General features: G+C 64.4%; 15 protein-coding genes and 1 riboswitch. Of the genes, 6 read left to right on the plus strand and 9 right to left on the minus strand.

Annotation, left to right across the window (positions count from 1 at the left end):
- Nucleotides 1-11 precede the first annotated feature (11 nt).
- From BLU88_RS16965 to BLU88_RS16975, 3 genes are read right to left on the minus strand one after another with little or no spacing between them, the layout of a single operon-like run.
- Complete coding sequence (locus BLU88_RS16965) at nucleotides 12-1364, minus strand: aldehyde dehydrogenase family protein (RefSeq protein ID WP_092016585.1); 1353 nt, start codon at nucleotides 1362-1364, stop codon at nucleotides 12-14.
- On the minus strand, nucleotides 1361-2131 hold the full coding sequence (locus tag BLU88_RS16970) for a gamma-glutamyl-gamma-aminobutyrate hydrolase family protein (RefSeq protein ID WP_092016587.1): 771 nt from the start codon (nucleotides 2129-2131) through the stop codon (nucleotides 1361-1363). Before BLU88_RS16970 ends, BLU88_RS16965 begins: the two co-directional genes overlap by 4 nt.
- Nucleotides 2112-3476 (minus strand): glutamine synthetase family protein, encoded by a 1365-nt coding sequence (locus tag BLU88_RS16975; protein ID WP_092016590.1) that lies wholly within the window; start codon nucleotides 3474-3476, stop codon nucleotides 2112-2114. Before BLU88_RS16975 ends, BLU88_RS16970 begins: the two co-directional genes overlap by 20 nt.
- A 284-nt stretch (nucleotides 3477-3760) precedes the next feature.
- Between BLU88_RS16975 and BLU88_RS16980 the strand changes: the two genes are divergently transcribed.
- Nucleotides 3761-5413 carry an amino acid permease gene (locus BLU88_RS16980; RefSeq protein ID WP_231939480.1) on the plus strand — a complete coding sequence of 551 codons (1653 nt, stop codon included), beginning with the start codon at nucleotides 3761-3763 and terminating at the stop codon, nucleotides 5411-5413.
- Between the two features lie 173 nt (nucleotides 5414-5586).
- Here the strand turns inward: BLU88_RS16980 and BLU88_RS16985 are convergent, their stop codons facing one another.
- The 4 genes from BLU88_RS16985 to BLU88_RS17000 all read right to left on the minus strand — a co-directional run bounded on the left by BLU88_RS16985 (nucleotide 5587) and on the right by BLU88_RS17000 (nucleotide 9771).
- Nucleotides 5587-7065, minus strand: a complete 1479-nt coding sequence (locus tag BLU88_RS16985) for a catalase (protein ID WP_092016594.1) — start codon at nucleotides 7063-7065, stop codon at nucleotides 5587-5589.
- Between the two features lie 235 nt (nucleotides 7066-7300).
- Entirely contained in the window at nucleotides 7301-8641 is a 1341-nt protein-coding gene (locus BLU88_RS16990) for a hypothetical protein (protein ID WP_092016597.1), read from the minus strand.
- 171 nt (nucleotides 8642-8812) lie between these two features.
- Nucleotides 8813-9361, minus strand: coding sequence for a HutD family protein (locus BLU88_RS16995; protein WP_092016602.1), 549 nt, complete (start codon nucleotides 9359-9361; stop codon nucleotides 8813-8815).
- 47 nt (nucleotides 9362-9408) lie between these two features.
- Complete coding sequence (locus tag BLU88_RS17000) at nucleotides 9409-9771, minus strand: VOC family protein (protein ID WP_092016605.1); 363 nt, start codon at nucleotides 9769-9771, stop codon at nucleotides 9409-9411.
- Nucleotides 9772-9893: 122 nt separating this feature from the next.
- Here BLU88_RS17000 and BLU88_RS17005 point away from each other — a divergent pair, with 122 nt between their 5' ends.
- The 4 genes from BLU88_RS17005 (at nucleotide 9894) to BLU88_RS17020 (ending at nucleotide 13974) form a co-directional block, all read left to right on the plus strand.
- Entirely contained in the window at nucleotides 9894-10919 is a 1026-nt protein-coding gene (locus BLU88_RS17005) for an ATP-grasp domain-containing protein (protein ID WP_092016607.1), read from the plus strand.
- A 71-nt stretch (nucleotides 10920-10990) separates the two neighbouring features.
- A complete protein-coding gene (locus BLU88_RS17010) occupies nucleotides 10991-11593 on the plus strand; it encodes a nucleoside/nucleotide kinase family protein (protein ID WP_231939744.1) in 603 nt (200 codons plus the stop codon).
- Between the two features lie 43 nt (nucleotides 11594-11636).
- Nucleotides 11637-11743, plus strand: a riboswitch (TPP riboswitch).
- Nucleotides 11738-12427 carry a TenA family protein gene (locus tag BLU88_RS17015; RefSeq protein ID WP_231939481.1) on the plus strand — a complete coding sequence of 230 codons (690 nt, stop codon included), beginning with the start codon at nucleotides 11738-11740 and terminating at the stop codon, nucleotides 12425-12427. Its footprint overlaps the riboswitch before it by 6 nt.
- A gap of 65 nt (nucleotides 12428-12492) precedes the next feature.
- The gene (locus tag BLU88_RS17020; protein ID WP_092016611.1) at nucleotides 12493-13974 is read left to right on the plus strand and encodes a phytoene desaturase family protein; all 1482 of its coding nucleotides are present in this window, start codon (nucleotides 12493-12495) and stop codon (nucleotides 13972-13974) included.
- 1 nt (nucleotide 13975) lies between these two features.
- Here BLU88_RS17020 and BLU88_RS17025 read toward each other — a convergent pair whose 3' ends face one another.
- Entirely contained in the window at nucleotides 13976-14911 is a 936-nt protein-coding gene (locus tag BLU88_RS17025) for a DMT family transporter (protein ID WP_092016613.1), read from the minus strand.
- A 93-nt stretch (nucleotides 14912-15004) separates the two neighbouring features.
- Between BLU88_RS17025 and BLU88_RS17030 the strand changes: the two genes are divergently transcribed.
- Entirely contained in the window at nucleotides 15005-15886 is an 882-nt protein-coding gene (locus BLU88_RS17030; RefSeq protein WP_092016616.1) for a LysR family transcriptional regulator, read from the plus strand.
- 24 nt (nucleotides 15887-15910) lie between these two features.
- Here BLU88_RS17030 and BLU88_RS17035 read toward each other — a convergent pair whose 3' ends face one another.
- Nucleotides 15911-17116: a hypothetical protein gene (locus tag BLU88_RS17035; protein WP_092016618.1), complete on the minus strand. Its 1206-nt coding sequence runs from the start codon at nucleotides 17114-17116 to the stop codon at nucleotides 15911-15913.
- Nucleotides 17117-17135 lie beyond the last annotated feature (19 nt).

Consider the following 17135-nt stretch of genomic DNA (forward strand, 5'->3'; position numbering starts at 1 on the left):
GGAGCGTCGGGTCAGTCGGTGGCGATGAAGACGTTCTTCGTTTCCGTGAACGAATCCATCGCGTGCGGGCCGAGTTCCCGGCCGATGCCGGAGCGTTTGAACCCACCGAATGGTGTCGAGTAGCGCACCGCGGAATGCGAGTTGACCGACAGCGCTCCGGTCTCGACTCCACGTGCGGCCCGAAGCCCGCGTCCGATGTCGCGGGTCCAGATCGAGCCGGAGAGACCATAGTGGGAGTCGTTGGCCATAGCGATCGCTTCGGCTTCATCACGAAAGCGCTGGACGGTGACGACGGGGCCGAAGACCTCCTCGGTGACGATGCGATCACGGGGCGTCCTCGGCAGCACCACGCTCGGTGCCAGCCAGTACCCGGCTCCGCTGGGCGCCTGCCCGGTGAATGCGACGTCGACCCCTTCGAGGAACCCCGACACTGTCTGCAGGTGGCCGGCGGAGATGAGCGGGCCCATCTCCGCGTCCTCCTGCGCAGGGTCAGTGACCTTGACGCCCTTGACCGCGGGTTCGAGGAGCTCGAGGAACCGGTCGAACACCGACTCCTCGACGAGGATGCGTGAGCGTGCGCAGCAGTCCTGACCGGCGTTGTCGAACACTCCGTACGGGGCCGTGGCCGCCGCCTTCTCAAGATCCGCGTCGGCGAAGACGATGTTCGCCGATTTGCCGCCCAGTTCGAGGGTGGTGCGCTTCATCGTCTTCGCCGAGTCCACGAGGATCTTCTCTCCCACCTCGGTCGACCCGGTGAATACGATCTTCGCCACCCGAGGATCGTCGGTGAAGGTCTGCCCGACGACGGAACCGCGCCCCGGCAGGACCTGGAACACGTCCTCAGGGATGCCGGATTCGACGGCGAGTTCGCCGAGGCGGATCGCCGTCAGCGGGGTCAGTTCCGCGGGCTTGAGCACTACCGTGTTCCCCGCGGCCAGGGCCGGGGCGAATCCCCACCCGGCGATCGGCATGGGGAAGTTCCACGGCACGATGATCCCGACCACGCCGAGCGGTTCGTGGAAGGTGATGTCGACACCACCTGCGACGGGGATCTGATCTCCGAGGTGGCGTTCGACCCCGCCGGCGAAGTAGTTGAGGACGTCGCGGACGTTCGCGGCTTCCCCGCGGGCGTTGCCGATCGTGTGCCCCGCCTCGGCGACTTCGAGTCGGGCAAGATTGTCGATGTCTGCATCGACGGCACGGGCGAAGCTGCGCAGAAGTTCAGCCCTTTCCGCCGCCGAGGTGGCCCGCCACTTCGCAAACGCATCCGCGGCTCGGCCGATGGCATCCTTCGTCGATTCGACGGAATGTCCGGCCACCTCGGTGATGGTCGTCTCTGTGGCGGGGTTGAGGACTTCGGTCATGGTCGGGCCTCCACTGTCGGATCGATGGTCATGCGGGCGCGGTCGCCCGCAGCGTTGACGAGTTCGGTGAATAGTCTCAGGTCATCCAGGGTCTCCTCCGGATGCCACTGCACCGCGAGCATCCGCGCATCGGGCGTTTCGAAGGCCTCGATGCACCCGTCCCCGGCGTGCCCGCTCACGTTCAGGCCCTCACCGAGGCGGTCGATCGCCTGGTGATGATGGCATCGAACCGACACGGTTTCGCCGATCGTCGCCGAGGTGGTCGTGCCCGGAACAGTGACCACGTCCACGACCGCGAACTCATCCTTCACTTCAGCTTCGTGCGGACCGAATCCGGTGAGGTCGGGCAGGTGCTGGTGCAGGGTGCCGCCGTGGACGGTGTTGACGATCTGCGCTCCGCGACAGATCGCGAGGACCGGAATGTCGGACTGGCGGGCGTGGCGATAGAGCGTGGTCTCGAAGCTGTCACGGCGGGCGTTGGGCACCTGGGTGCGGGGGTGGGCGGTCGCCTCGTAGAGGGTCGGGTCTACATCGTCGCCGCCGGTGAGCACGATGCCGTCGAGTGCGGCGACTTCCGCGGCCGACCACGGCTGTTCCGGCGGCAGGAGCACGACGCGGCCTCCGGCGCGAGTGATCGCAGTGACGTAGACGCTGGGCAGGAATGCCGCGTCCCGGTCCCACACTCCGTACTGGCCGCGCCCGTAGTAGGTGGGCAGGCCGATGAGGGGGCGGGGCCGGTCCGCGGGCTCAGAGTCGTTCGAAACCACGCTTGACCTCCCAGTCCGTCACGGCAGCGTCGAAGGCGGCCATTTCGACGCGCCCGGCGTGCGAATAGTGGTCGACGACCTCGTCGCCGAATGCTCTCCTGGCCACCGTCGAGGAGTCGAACGCGGCGACCGCGTCGTGGAGGCGGCGTGGAATGTGCGGCACGTCCTGGGTGTATGCGTTGCCGGCGAGCGCCTCGGGCAGTTCGAGGTTGTTCTCCAGCCCATGGATGCCGGCGGCGATGAGCGCCGCGCAAGCGATGTAGGGGTTTGCGTCGGCGCCGGGGACTCGTTGTTCGAGGCGCAGCCCGGGTCCGTGGCCGACGATGCGCACCGCGCACGTGCGGTTGTCCCAGCCCCAGCCGACAGCGGTCGGGGCGAAGGAGCCGTCGGCGAATCGTTTGTACGAGTTGATGTTCGGGGCGTAGAGGTAGGTGAATTCGTGTTGGGTGTCCACGACGCCGGCGACGAAGTGCTTCATCGTCTCCGACATCTCCGTACCGTGCCCGGTCGGAAAGGCGGGTTTGCCGTCGCTGTCATTGAGGCTTAAGTGGATGTGGCAGGAGCTGCCTTCACGGTCATTGGGCTTGGCCATGAAGGTCACGGATTTGCCCTCCTGGTCGGCGATCTGCTTCGCACCGAGTTTGTACACGACATGGTTGTCGCAGGTGGAGAGGATATCGGCGTAGCGGAATCCGACCTCGAGCTGGCCGAGGTTGCATTCGCCCTTCGCACTCTCCGTGTACAGTCCCGCACCGTCCATCTCGGTGCGAAGCCGGTGGAGGTAGCCTTCGACCTGTCCGGTGCCGAAGAGCGAATAGTCGATGTTGTAGGTGCTCGCGGCTTCGAGATTTCGGTACTCTCCGGCCATCGCGTCCCGGTAGCTCGTGTTGTAGAGCGCGAACTCGAGTTCGGTGGCCCCAATCGGGTTGAATCCGAGAGCGTCGAGGCGCTCGAGCTGAGCCTTGAGGACCTGCCGTGGTGAGACGGTCATCGGGGAACCGTCGATGAAGGCGAGATCGCATTGGACCATGACGGTGCCCGGGTGCCAGGGGATGTGGCGCAAGGTCGAATAGTCGGGCACGAACATGAAATCGCCGTAGCCGCGTTCCCATGAGGTCAGCTCGTATCCGTCGACGGTGTTCATCTCGACATCGGCGGCGAGCAGATAGCTGCACCCCTCGGTGCCGTTGTCCATCACTTCGTCGATGAAGAACCGGGAGGTGATCCGTTTGCCCTGCAGACGACCCTGCATATCGGTGGCCGCGACGAGCACGGTGTCGACCTGTCCGGAGGCGATCTGTTCCTGCAGTTGGTCAAGCGTCAGCGGGGATGGAGCAGTGCTCATGGTTCCTCTTCTCAGTGGTGGCGCATCGTTGCGGCAGCTGTTGGAAGCGCTCTCAATCAAGGCTCGTATTTAAGGTATGGCACCAATCCTTTTATTGGCAAGAGACTCGGGATGAATTCCATCAAGTCGGCAGATCGGCACTCTAAATTGACCATTGACAAACCATTTATCGAAGTGAGAAGCTCAACGACAGAACAGAGCTGTGAGCCCGGTCACGCGCCGCTTTTCCGCCCCGACCAGGCACTCCCGGCACCGCCATCAGAGTCGACCTCGCGGTGCCGCCGATGCGCAGAAGATTTCGCGCAGACGTATTCGCTTCGAGCAGAACGGTGTTCTCCATGGTCAACGACGCCACTCCCCCCTCAGATCCGCAACAGCCTCCTCCACGGGCGGGATCCTCGCCGGCGACGGCGGGCCTCAGCGATGATGAAGCCGGCCTCGCCGAGCTCGGCTATAAGCAGGAGCTCAAGCGCGGGATGTCAGGTTTCGGCAACTTCGCCGTGTCGTTCTCGATCATCTCGATCCTCGCGGGCTGTATCACCTCCTACAGCATCGCTTTGGGTTCGGGCGGCCCGTCGGCGATCACCATCGGCTGGCCCTTAGTCGGCATCTTCGTCCTCTGCGTGGCTCTGGCCATGGCCGAGGTGTGTTCGAAGTACCCGACCGCGGGCGGCCTCTATTTCTGGGCCGGTCGGCTTGCCAAACGCAACAAACGGCATTGGGCCTGGTACGTCGGGTGGTTCAACTTCCTCGGCGAGGTGGCCGTCACGGCTGCTATCGACTACGGTGCCGCAACGACCATGATGGCCTTCGCGGCGCTCACCTTCGGTGTCGTACCCACGGCGCTCAACACCTTCGGGCTCTTCCTCGTCATCATCGTCATCCACGGCCTGCTCAACACCTTCGGCGTCAACCTCGTCAACCTGCTTTCGGGTGTCTCGGCCTGGTGGCACATCGTCGGAGTGCTCATCATCGTCGGCGCCCTGTGGATCATGCCGACCAAGCACCAGTCGTTCAGCTGGACGATGACGGCCTGGCACAACGAAACCGGCTTCACTTTCATGCCGTTCGTCTTCCTCATGGGTCTGCTCATGGCCCAGTACACGTACACAGGTTACGACGCGTCGGCTCACGTTGCGGAAGAGACGAAGAACGCCGCGATCGCGGCGCCGAAGGGCATCGTGATGAGCGTGCTCATCTCGATCATCGGCGGTTGGATCCTGCTCTATTCGATCACCGCGTCCATTCAGGACGGCTCCGAAGCGGGACTGACCGCACTCAACGCCACGGAGACCGGACTGCCGCCGGCGCAGGTGTTCCTCGACGCTCTCAACAATCCGACGATGGCGAAGTTCCTGCTCTTCATCGTCTGCGGTGCTCAGTTCTTCTGCGGCATGGCTTCGGTGACGGCGAATTCGCGGATGAGCTACGCGTTCTCCCGCGATGATGCGATTCCGGGATCCAGGTGGTGGAAGAAAGTCAACCCGCGCACCGGTACCCCGACGAACTCGATCTGGCTGTGCATAGTGCTCTCGACGGTGCTCACGATGCCCGCGCTGTTCAACGAGACCGCTTACCTGGCAGTGACGAGCGTCGCCGTGATCGGTCTTTACATCGCGTATGTAGCACCCGTCCTGCTGCGGCGCCTCAAAGGCAAGGACTTCAAGGACGGTCCGTGGAATCTCGGACGGTGGAGCGGTGTCATCGGTTGGATCGCAGTGGTGTGGGTGATCTTCATCTGCATCCTCTTCGTCCTCCCGCCGAGCCTGCCGATCACCATCTCGACGTTCAACTATTCGCCGATCGCGGTGCTCGCTGTGGCTCTCATCGCTGTAGTCCTCTGGTACGTCCGCGGCAAGAAGCATTTTATGCAGCACCTCGACAAGGAACAGTTGGCCATCGACGAGAAGAAGCTGCTCGAGGAAATCGACGACTGACCCTTAAGAACTACCCGACGGCGGCCCAGATACCTCGCGCGAGGTATCTGGGCCGCCGTCGGGTAGCAATTGGTAAAGAGATGGCGGCCCGGGCCACCCACGAAAAAGGGTGTCCGGGCCGCCGTCTCGTGCCGAACTCTCGAGCGGTCAGGCGCTCACAGCCTCAAGCTGCATCAGCCCTTGACCTTGGCCTCGATGGCCGCGCCTACCTCGGCGTCGATGTTCTTCCAGTACTGGATCGCGTTCGACAGCACCGGTTCCTCGACTCCGTCGGAAAGCGCGCCGGCAACGGTCTCAATGAGACCCTGACGTTCCTCCTCGGAGTAGACCTCACGGACCAGGGTGTGTGCCTGGCCGAAGTCGTCGTCCTCGGCGTGCAGGCTGTAGGCGCTGCGCACGAGTTCGCCGTCGGCCTCCCAGCCGTTGTCGACGGGACCCTGTTCGTCCTGGTAGGGGCGTCCGTACGAGTTCGGAGCGTAGACCGGTGCATTACCCGAGTGGTGGTACTGCATCTGGCCCTCCTTGTCGTACGAGTTCGTCTTCGTGACAGGAGCGTTGACCGGCAGCTGGTTGAAGTTCGTCCCGATCCGGTTGCGATGTGCATCCGGGTAGGAGAACACGCGTCCCAGCAGCATCTTGTCCGGCGAGAGCCCGGTGCCCGGCACGGTGTTCGAGGGGCTGAATGCAGCCTGCTCGATCTGTGCGAAGTGATTCGACGGGTTCTCGTTGAGGGTGAACTTGCCGACCTTGATGAGCGGGTAGTCCTTCTTCGACCAGGTCTTCGTCAGGTCGAAGGGGTTGAACCGGTAATCCTTGGCCTCTTCGTACGGCATGATCTGGACGTAGAAGGTCCACGACGGGTAGTTGCCGGCCTCGATCGCTTCGAACAGGTCGCGACGATGCATGTCCGCATCTTCACCGGCCATACGGCCCGCCTCTTCGTTCGACATGTTCTCCACGCCCTGATCGGTGTGGAAGTGGTACTGGACCCAGAACTTCTCACCATCGGCGTTGACCCACATGTAGGTGTGCGAGGAGTAGCCGTTCATGTTCCGCCAACTCTTGGGCAGACCGCGCGGCCCCATGAGGTAGGAGACCTGGTGGGCCGACTCGGGCGACAGCGACCAGAAGTCCCACTGCATGTTGTTGCTGCGCAGACCCGAATCGGGGGTGCGCTTCTGCGAGTGGATGAAGTCGGGGAACTTCATGGGATCACGGACGAAGAAGACGGGCGTGTTGTTGCCCACCATGTCGAAGTTGCCCTCTTCGGTGTAGAACTTCAGCGCGAATCCGCGTACGTCACGCCACGAATCGGGCGAGCCGAGCTCACCGGCGACGGTGGAGAAGCGGGCGAGCATCGGGGTCTTCTTGCCCGGCTGCAGGAAGTCCGCCTTCGTGAACTTGGAGACATCCTCGGTGACTTCGAGTTCACCGAAAGCGCCGGATCCCTTTGCGTGAGGGCTGCGCTCGGGCACGCGCTCACGGTCGAAGCGGGCCAGTTTCTCGACGAGTGCCACATCGTGGAGCAGAAGCGGACCGTTCGGTCCCACGCTCAGCGAGTGGGCATCGGATTCCCTCGGCGCACCGGATTCGGTCGTCGAGGCCTTGGTGTTGTCGTGTCCGGCGTATTCATGATCTTTATGCTGCGTCATAACATCTCCTTCAACCGTTAGACATCAGGCGACCTCGCGCAGTCCACCGCATCTGCCGCACCGGAGAGATGAATCCCGCCGGTGCTGTGGATCGGAGCGCTGCACGCGCCTCACCTGATCTCGATTTCCCGACTTCGGCATTGCGTCATCGGAATTGCCTTCAACATAGCGATGTTCTCTACCGGGTACAACCAAGGGTGGGCTGTCTAAATTCCCGCCCTCGACGCTGCCCGACTCACCCCTCCGCCGAGGCGGCCGATCCACCGCTCGAACCGCCGGCCGATCCGCCGGTGCCCGAGGCCGATGAGTCTCCGCTTGCAGAGGATCCGCCGCCCGTGGTGGATCCGCTGCCGCCGGAGGCCGATGAACCGTCCGTGCCGCCGGTGGTGTCCCCGGTGCTGCCAGTGCCATCGGCCGAGGTGGTGCCGCTGCTCGTATCGGTGCCATCGGTGGTCGTCGACCCGCCTGTGGAATCGCTCGTGCCCGCGGCCGAGTCCGTGCCTTGTGAGCTCTGGCCACTGGTCGCACCTTCGGTGCCGGTCTCCCCCGCCGAGGCAGACTGTCCGTTCTGCGTGCTCGATCCGCTGTTAGATGCGCCTTGGCCGCTGTCGGAGCCGGCCCCGGATCCGCTCGACGATTCGTCCCCGGCGGTACCGGAGTCCGAGGCCCCGTCGTTGGTGACGGGTTCGTCGCTCGTCGACTGTCCCGAGACCGATCGCGAGATCTGCGAGGTGCCGGGTGAGATATCTGCTTCGGTGAAGTTCTCGGCCATGACGACCGCGCCGAGTCCGATTCCGAAGGCGGCGACGCCGATCGTCAGCGGGTAGAGAACTCTTTTACGGCGCAGCTTCTGCCACCAGCTCTGAGGTTCGGCGTTCTCTGTAGTGGGAGCGCTGTCATCGTCCTTCGCCGAGGCGGCCGTCCGCTCGGCGTCGCCACTGGCAGGTTCCGGTGGGGCGAAGGCCGAATCCTCTGCCAAGGAGGGATCGACAGAGGCAGCCTTCCCGGAGGGGTTCTTCGCGATCTTCGCTTTGACGGCCGGGGCGAGCTTGTACCCGACTTCCTGGATCTTCTCCTTGCCTTTGTCGAGGCTGCGACCGTAGAGGGTGACGGCGAGGGCTGTGACGATGCTGGCGACTCCGGCTCCGACGACTGTGCCGGCGACACCGAGCTGTCCGCCGATCACCGAGGAGGTCGCGGCCGCTCCCGCGCCCGCCAGCAGCTGAGTGGCGGAGATCCGGCCTTCTGAGGATTTCTCCTCTTTCTTGTCTTCGACCACCTCTGCCGCTTCGACGACGGCGGTCGGGGAGGCCGCCGCAGATGAAGCGGCTGTCTGTGAGCCGGCGGGCATGTGCGGCGGGGTCGTCATCGGCTGCTGCGTGCCCCGACTGTCGTGGCTGATCGGATTGGGTGGAATCACTTTGGTGGCGACATGCTCGGTGGGTTCGGCCGCTGGAGTCGGGTGAGAACTGACGATCTCTTCGGTGATCAGCGGCAGGGTCTGTGAATGTTCCGGCAGACGATTCTCATCGTTGCGCCCACGCTGTTCGTTCTCATCGCTGTTTCCGACCGTCAAAGTTCCTCCAAAATCCGGTGGAGAACCATTCTCGGACGCCTATGTTCGGGCATCCTGACACTTCTTGTCCGAAGCTGAGAGAGACCTGATGGAAGAACCCGAAAACTGGCCTGTCACCTGGATAGATACACGAGGATGTGACGCCGGAGACAATCGGTTCCCATCAATTTCTCAGATGTGCGTGGCGGCTCTCTCGGCGTGGAGAACAGCAACCGAAACCTCATTCGGAACAGCCTCGCCCGTTTCCAATTCGAGCAGTTGGAAACGAGGATATTCAGCACTGGATTCGAGAGCGAGCACAAACCGGTACCCGTCGGTTGGGGCCGGCTGATCGATGCTCATCTGCAGCTCGCCGGAACCAGTTTCAGGCTCCTTACCCGAGTCGGCGACCATGAGATTGACGGCGAAACAGGGCTCTGCCATGTCGACGAGGCTCACGTCCTGACTTCCGTGGAAGCGTTCCGGCTGGAGGGCGGGTACCGGGTGCACGCGTCCGTCGATCTCAAGCGCCACCTCGGCGGTAGGCAGGAAGGTGCGTGCCATTCCGGGCAGAGCGGAGAAGGGACCCAGGCGTTCGAGCCGGGCGATGCTCAGTCGCCATGGGCGCAGCCCCGGAGTCAACTGCGCCGAGTCGCTCAGAGAGACGAGCTCAGTCGTCTGACCAGCTCCGTTGGCCCACGGGACGGGGTCACGGTCTGCGAAGGAGGCGAGCGCGCGCATGACTCAGCGCGCCACGGGCGGGTGGGGCCGCCTCGGTGGTGGTGTGATCATCCTTTGCACAGGCAGAACGGGTGACCTGCCGGGTCGAGGAACACTCGGAACGTCTCTCCCGGCTGTTCGGGGGCTTTGCCTGCGCCGATCTCGAGCACGGATTTCTCGGCGTCGTCGAGATCGTCGACCATGACGTCGAGGTGCATCTGCTGCGGGTGGGCCTGGCCGGGCCAACTGGGTGCGTGGTAGTCCTCAACCTGCTGGATGCAGATCGGCGGCCAGGAGTTGGAGACGATTTCTGCCCACGTACCGTCCTCGTCGACGGAGACGGACCAGTCCAGGAGCTTTCCGTAGAACTCCGCGAGTTCACCGGCGTCAGGGGCGTCGAGCACGACAACGGGCTGCTTTGCAATAGCCATGTCCCGAGTCTACGCCGCCGCACTGACACTGCGAAGGGGTGGACTCTGGGGCGTAGGATTGTTGAGCAGATCCGCCGATGCTTCCGCAGTCCGCATCGGCACCCCACCAGTGAAGGTTTGCGATGAGTTCTCATGCACTTCCCGTCGGCGACGGTCCCGCGGTTCACATCATCCACGACAACCCGGAATGGATCGCTCCATTCACGGAGGCGCTCGACCGCCTCGGCGTCGCCCATATCGAATGGCTGCTGCCCGAGACCACGATCGATCTTGCTGCCGAACCTCCGCAGGGGCTGTTCTGGTCGCGGCTGTCGGCCTCGGCGCACACTCGCACGGATCCGCAGGTGAAGGAGTACGGGCGTGCGGTTCTCGATTGGCTCGCCGCCGCGGGCCGCCGGGTCATCAACGGTCGCGACGTCTACGAGCTCGAGGTGAGCAAGATCCGTCAGCATCGCGGGCTGTCCGGTCATGGTTTCGATGTGCCGCACACCGCGGCCGCGTTCGGCCCGCAGGCGCTCGTCGAGGCCGCTGCCGGCTTCGCTCCCCCGTTCATCACGAAGCACAATCAGGGAGGGAAGGGACTCGGCGTCCGTCGCTTCGACTCCCATGCGGAGCTCGAGGCCGTCGCCGCCGAGTTCGCACCCGGTGGAGCGAATGCGCCGATCGACGGCATCACCCTCATCCAGGAGTACGTGCAGCCGGCCCAGTCGTTCATCACCCGCGCAGAGTTCATCGGCGGCCGTTTCCACTATGCGGTGCTCGTCGACGTCTCCGGTGGGTCCTTCGAGCTGTGCCCGGCCGATGCCTGCACGATCCCGGGGGCTGAGGCGGATTCCATCGCCGAGGCGGCTCCACCGTTCGCCCGCCGCAACGACGTCACTGCCGACACCCCGCTGATCTCTCGCCTCGAGACACTGCTGGCCGACCTCGGCATCGAGATCGCCGGCATCGAGTTCATCGAGACTCGCGATGGCCGGCAGGTCGTCTACGACATCAACACGAACACGAACTACAACCCGTCTGTCGAGTCCGCCGAACAGACGGCGGGTCGTCAGTCTGCCGCCGACCGTATCGCGGAGTACGTGGCGGACACCCTCGCCGAGGTGGCCGAGCCGTCCGTCTCCCCCGCCGGGTCGACAGCGTGGTGAAGCCCCGGACCCGAGTTCTGATCGAACTGCTGGCAGAGCTGAGTACCGTCCGACCGGGAGGTCGTGCCTTGGTGGCATTGGACGGAGTAGACGGAGCCGGGAAGACGACGATCGCCCGGGAACTCGTCGACCTCGCCGAGGAGAACGCGGGGAATTCTTGGACGGCTCCTGCTCGTCCCGTCGCGTCGGTCGGCATCGACGGCTTCCATCATCCGCGGGCCGTTCGTCATGCCGACGGAACCGGGCCGGAGACGTTCTACCGGAGCTCCTACGACTACAACGCATTCCTCGAGTCGGTAGTCGGACCCTTCCGCCGAGGCGAGGCGATCATTCCCTCGTCATGGGACGTCGATGCGGACCTGCCGGTTGAGTCGCAGCCTCGGATCTTGCCGAGCGACTGTGTTCTCCTGGTCGAGGGGATCTTCCTCCACCGACCAGAACTCGTCGATCTCTGGGATGCGAGCGTGTGGATCGAAGTCCCATTCGAGGTCTCGGTCCCGCGCGGAAACGAGCGGTTTCCCGGACGCTTCGATGCCGATCCGGAGGATCGGTCGAACCGCCGATATGTCGGCGGTCAGCGTCTCTACTTCGCCGAGGCGTCTCCGTGTGAGAAAGCCACGTGGGTGCTCGACAATCGCGACCTGGAGCGGCCAGCCCTGGTCCACCGGATCTGATCCGACCGCTCTGACTACTTTCTCTATCGCCGGTGATAGTGTCGAAAGGCTACAGGGGAGCGCCGCAAGAGGCGGCGCTGAGAGTGCGTGTGCAGACCCTTTGAACCTGATCCGGTGAGCACCGGCGGAGGGAGTGGAAGACACTTGAGCACCATCGACAATTCCTCGATCATCGTTGACAGCGGCGGAGCGGTGGCCGAACTGCTCCGTTCGACGGAGCGGCGATGGGTGAGGGCCGTCAACCACCGGTTCGTCCGAGAGCTTTTCGCCGGCACCGTCCACGACACGGTGATGCGCGACTATCTCATCCAGGACTACCAGTTCTTCGAGTCGTTCCTGTCCATGCTCGGCGCCTGCGTGGCCTATGCCGATGAGCTCGACGCAAAGCTTCGATTCGCCCGCCAACTGGGCATGCTCGTCGCCGACGAGGACACGTATTTCGTCGACTCCTTCGCCGAGCTGGGCGTCGATCCCGCCGATTACCTCCGACCTGAACTCGCCGCACCGACAGTGGGCTTCCGCGATCTCATGGACGACTCCGTCGCCTCGGCGTCGTATCCACAGCTGCTCATCGTCCTCGTTGTCGCCGAGTGGCTCTACCTCGATTGGGCCGAATCCCGGGAGGAAGTACCGCAGCGAGCGGTTCACCGAGCATGGATCGACCTCCACCGCGGCGATGCCTTTCGCGGCTGGGTGCAGTTCCTCGTCGACGAGCTCGAGCGGGTGTTCCCAAGAGACGGCGATCAGGGCTCAGATGCCGAGGCTCTCGCCCGCAGCTGGAAGCATGCCGTCGATCTCGAATGTGCCTTCTTCGACCACGTGTACGACAGCTGAGCCGCCCCCCAGCCGCCCGGAGCCGCACTCCGCAGCCGCACAGCCCACTGACCTAGACTGGCTCCATGAGCACAGGTGTTGATGCAGTCGTCGTCGGATCCGGCCCCAACGGCATGGCAGCCGCGGTCACCTTGGCCCGCGCCGGGCTCTCCGTCGAGGTGTTCGAAGCTCAGCCGACCGCCGGCGGCGGTGCCCGCACCCTCGACCTCGGTCTGGCACCCGGCATCACTCATGACATCTGCTCGGCGGTCCATCCGCTGGCCATCGCCAGTCCGTTCTTCGTCGACTTCGACCTGCGCGCCCGCGGCATGGAGCTGACCACTCCCGAGATCTCCTACGCTCAACCCCTCGACGGGAAACCGGCCGCGCTGGCCTTCCACGATCTCGATGAAACGGTCGACCGCCTCGGCGAGGCAGGACCCGAATGGCGACGATTCTTCGCCCCGTTGCTCGACCGTGTCGACGACGCGATCTGGCTCTCCCTCGGCGACAAACGTTCGGTGCCGGAGACCCTCCGCGATGTTCCCGGTATTGCGAACGTCGTGAAATTCGGGCTGCGCCTGCTCAGTCAGGCCAGCCCCGCATGGAACATTCCGCTCTCCCACGAATCGACCCAGGCCCTGTTCACCGGGGTCGCCGCGCACGCGATCGGCGGGCTGCCGGCGATGGGCACGGCCGCCACTGCCACAATGCTCTCCACGGTCGCCCACGCCGGCGGCTGGCCCTCCCCGATCGGCGGGTCGCAGGCGATCATCGACCACCTCGTCGCCGATCTCGAAGCCCACGGCGGGAAGGTCACCACGAACGCCCGTGTCGACCATGTCTCGGACATGCCCAAGGCCCGCGCCTACCTGCTCGACACCTCGGCGCTGAATGCGGCGCAGATCTTCTCCGGCCTGCTGCCCGCGCACGTCGACAAGAGTCTGCGGAGGTTCAAGCACGGCAATGCCGCCGCCAAGGTCGACTTCGTCCTCGACGGCCCAGTCCCCTGGTCCGACCCCGATGTCGGACGTGCCGGAACCATCCACGTGGGCGGTTCCCGGGCGCAGATGGCCGCCGCCGAGGCGCAGGTGATGAATGGGCGCATGCCCGCAGACCCCGTGTGCCTCGTTTCCGATCCGACCGTCTTCGATCCCTCCCGAGAGGTGAACGGACTGCGACCGCTGTGGACGTACGCGCATGTGCCCTTCGACTGCCCTCTCGACCCGACCGAATACATCACGAGGCAGATCGAACGATTCGCCCCAGGATTCCGCGACCGCATCGTCGCCCACAATGCGATCCCCGCCGCCGAGATGGCCGGACACAACCAGAACTACATCGGCGGAGACATCGCCACCGGCATCGTGTCCTTCTACCGGATGATGGCCCGTCCGCGCACCAGCTGGGACAACTACAGCCTCGGCGTTCCCGGCGCGTTCCTGTGCTCGGCGGCGACCCCGCCTGCCCCGGGCGTACACGGCATGAACGGCTGGTTCGCCGCCCGCCGGGCTCTCAAGACCCGCTTTGGCATCGACGAGGCACCCAGTCTGGCTCCGGGCGACTGACCTACGGCCCCTCCGGTCGAGCACCATGCCTGCGCACGAGCCCGCTCGAGACCGCGACCCCACCGACGACGGCGGCTGCTCCGAAGATCTGTCCGAAACCGAACCGTTCCCCGAGCACCACCGCCGAGAGAGCGAGCGCGAGCACCGGCTGAAAAAGCAACAGGCTAGCCGTGACTTCGGCAGGCAGCCGACCGCTTCCGTGATGGATGAGCAGCCACGCCGCGACTTGTCCGACGAGCGCGAGCACGATCAGCAGAACCCACGAACGCCCGCGGATATCCGAGACCGAAAGTCCCTGTGAGAAGAGGGCGATGATCGTCGAGGTGGCCGCGGCCGCCGCCGTCGCCCACGTCAGCGGCTGGAGCGCGAGATCCGACTGCGTCCGTGTGGCTTTGCGGCTGAGGAAGAGGTACGTTCCGTATCCGATTCCGGCGAACAGCCCGAGAAGAACCCCGCCGAGGCGGCCCTGCCCTGCCGCCGATGTGCTCGGTCCGATTCCGATTTCGCTGAGGCCCACACCGCTGACGAGGATGATGCCGATGATCATGATCGGCAGTGCAATCAGAAATCTCCGCTCCATACGCTCACGATCGATGATGAGAGCGAGCAGCGGCAGGACGATGACCTGGACGTTGATGAGCACCGTAGAGACTCCCGCTCCGGCGAGGTAGATCGATGCGGTCCACGCGCTGTAGTCGATGCCGAGCGCAATGCCCGCCGCAAGCGACCACAGGACACCACTCGTGCTCAGGCTCTCATGTCGCTGCCTTTCGGCGAGCGCAAGTGGGATGAGGGGCACAATGGCGATGGCGCAGCGAAGCACCGCAGTGGTCGCCGCGTCGACTTCGGCAAGCTTGACGATGATCGCGGACGCAGACAGGCACAGCGCTCCGGCGAGCACCGAGGGGATGGCTGCGGGGGTTGGTGTCTGACTCATAGTTCGACGCTATGGCCACCTGACTATTCAGCACCAGTTCAGATTTCGATCTAGTATTGATAAGGACTGCTTACCGAAAGTAGGGGTGAGACGATGAGACTCGAATGGTCACGGCTGCGGATCCTCGACGCCGTGGCGAGAACCGGATCGGTCAATCAGGCTGCCGTACTGCTCCATCTCACTGGACCCGCCGTCTCCCAGCAGCTGCGCCGCATCGAACGGGAAGCCGGAACCCGCGTGGTCGTGGCCGATGGGCGCGGCCTTCGCCTCACCGATGCCGGCCGCACTCTTGCTGACTACGCCCGGCAGGTCACCGAGCTCATGCAGCGCGCCGAGAACGATCTCCAACACAACGAGGTCACGGGGACTGTCAAGATTGGTGCGATCGCCTCGAGCATCCGCGACCTGCTCACCCCTCGTCTCGGACAGTTGGGCAACGCTCATCCGGACATCGCCGTGTCGATCGAGGACGGCGAGACCGATGACCACCTGCAGCGCCTGGCCGACGGGCACCTCGACATCGTCCTCGCCGAATCGTGGACGAACGCACCGCTGACTCTGCCTACAGGAGTGGTCTCGACCGAGCTGACAAGGCAGACCGCCTATGTGGCCGCGCCGAGCGATCACTGGGCCGTCGCGGTGACGGAGGTCCACATCGCGGATCTTGCTGCCGAAACGTGGTCGACGTGCGCGCGCGATTCTCGCGACCACGAGGCACTAGTCCAGGTTGGCCGATCCCACGGAGCCGAACTCTCCATCCGGCATTTCGTCGCCGATCCCCTCACTCAGCTCAGCCTTGTGGCCGGCGGCCTCGCTCTCGCGTGTCTGGCGTATTCGACTGCTCCGGCCGATACCGACGCGGTCATCTTCCGCAGGCTCGCTCCGACAACCGAGCGCACTATTCTGCTGCTCACTGACGACCGGGTGCCCGCTCGTGCCGTCGAAACCGTCCGAGACGCGCTGCTCGCTGGCTGACCGAGCTCTCGGGTCGCGCAGAGGTCAGCCTCGCACCCACCGGTCGGCGTCGCCGTCATAATGCCATTCGACCACCTCGGTGACGGCGTCGATGACGTCGTTCAGCCAGAACGTCGCATCGGGATGCCAACCCGCCATGACACTCGCCGTCCGATCGTCCGTGTTCCCTGCCGTGGGGATATTCTCCGATTCCTCGCCGAGGCGGCCCTCCGTCACGTCGATGACCGCACCGGCCGTGAGTAGATATCCCGCCATGCCCACGTGGACGCCGTCGAATTCCTCGGCCACCCGTGACCAGTCGGGGATGACCCAGCGGCCCTTCCGGCCGGTGGTCTCGAACCAGACATAACGGCGTTGGGCGGTGACGTCGAGCGGGTAGCGCCGGCACAGTTCAGCCCAGTCCTCGGGTCTGCTGATCTCAGCGATGCGGGCGTCCGGGCGCAGTTTCAGACGGCAGGCTCGGGCACGCTCGAGACCGAGGTCGTCCTCGACGAGTTCGACGCCGATCGGAGTCCCGTCGGGCCAGGTGCCGGTCGAAGACCACAGGCCGATCGGCGGAGTCGACCACCATTCGCCGCTGACCTCCTCATAGGGGTTCTTGGCGAAGTCGTGGCGGTATGCGGTTTCTGTGGTGAGGACGTCGGCGAGCCACTCGTCCAAACCCCAAGGAAGTCTCGTTCCGTCTCTGTCGAGTGGAGGGAAGAGGTCGGCGAGAGCGATCGTTGGTCTCCCCGCAACCGTGTCGACCGGGACCAAAGAGCAGTTGAAGACCGCCGGCAACTCTGAGTGGCGTCCATTGACTTCATTGAGTTCTTTGTCGTCCCAGGCCAGCGCCCATTGATCATCGGGATCGAGTGGCTTTGACCAAGCATCTAGCAAGCCCGTGGAAACGAGCTTCTCGGCGAAGGGACGCAGAATTTCACGAACCGCGCCGATTTCTGCGGTCCCCCAATCGTCATCATCAGGAGGCTGCCAATACACTGCAGCGTCGACTACGTCGGACATGGCTTCCTTAACAGCACTCCAAGTCGGCGCAACCGGGCACAGGCACCTCAGATTGCGCACCACCGCCTCCACGCCTGGGGCTTCTTCATCGCCAGTCCGCGGAAAACTCTCGACCTGCTCGAGGGCCAGCCCGAACACGAGCGAGCGTCCCCGCGGGGACGCGAGCAGATCCTCGGCGGTCAGGCGGTCGTCATGAACAGTCGGAGGCGCATCGTCGGCGGTCATGCCTCTCAGGCTACGTGAG

It is taken from the genome of Brevibacterium siliguriense (assembly GCF_900105315.1).
Lineage (GTDB): Bacteria > Actinomycetota > Actinomycetes > Actinomycetales > Brevibacteriaceae > Brevibacterium > Brevibacterium siliguriense.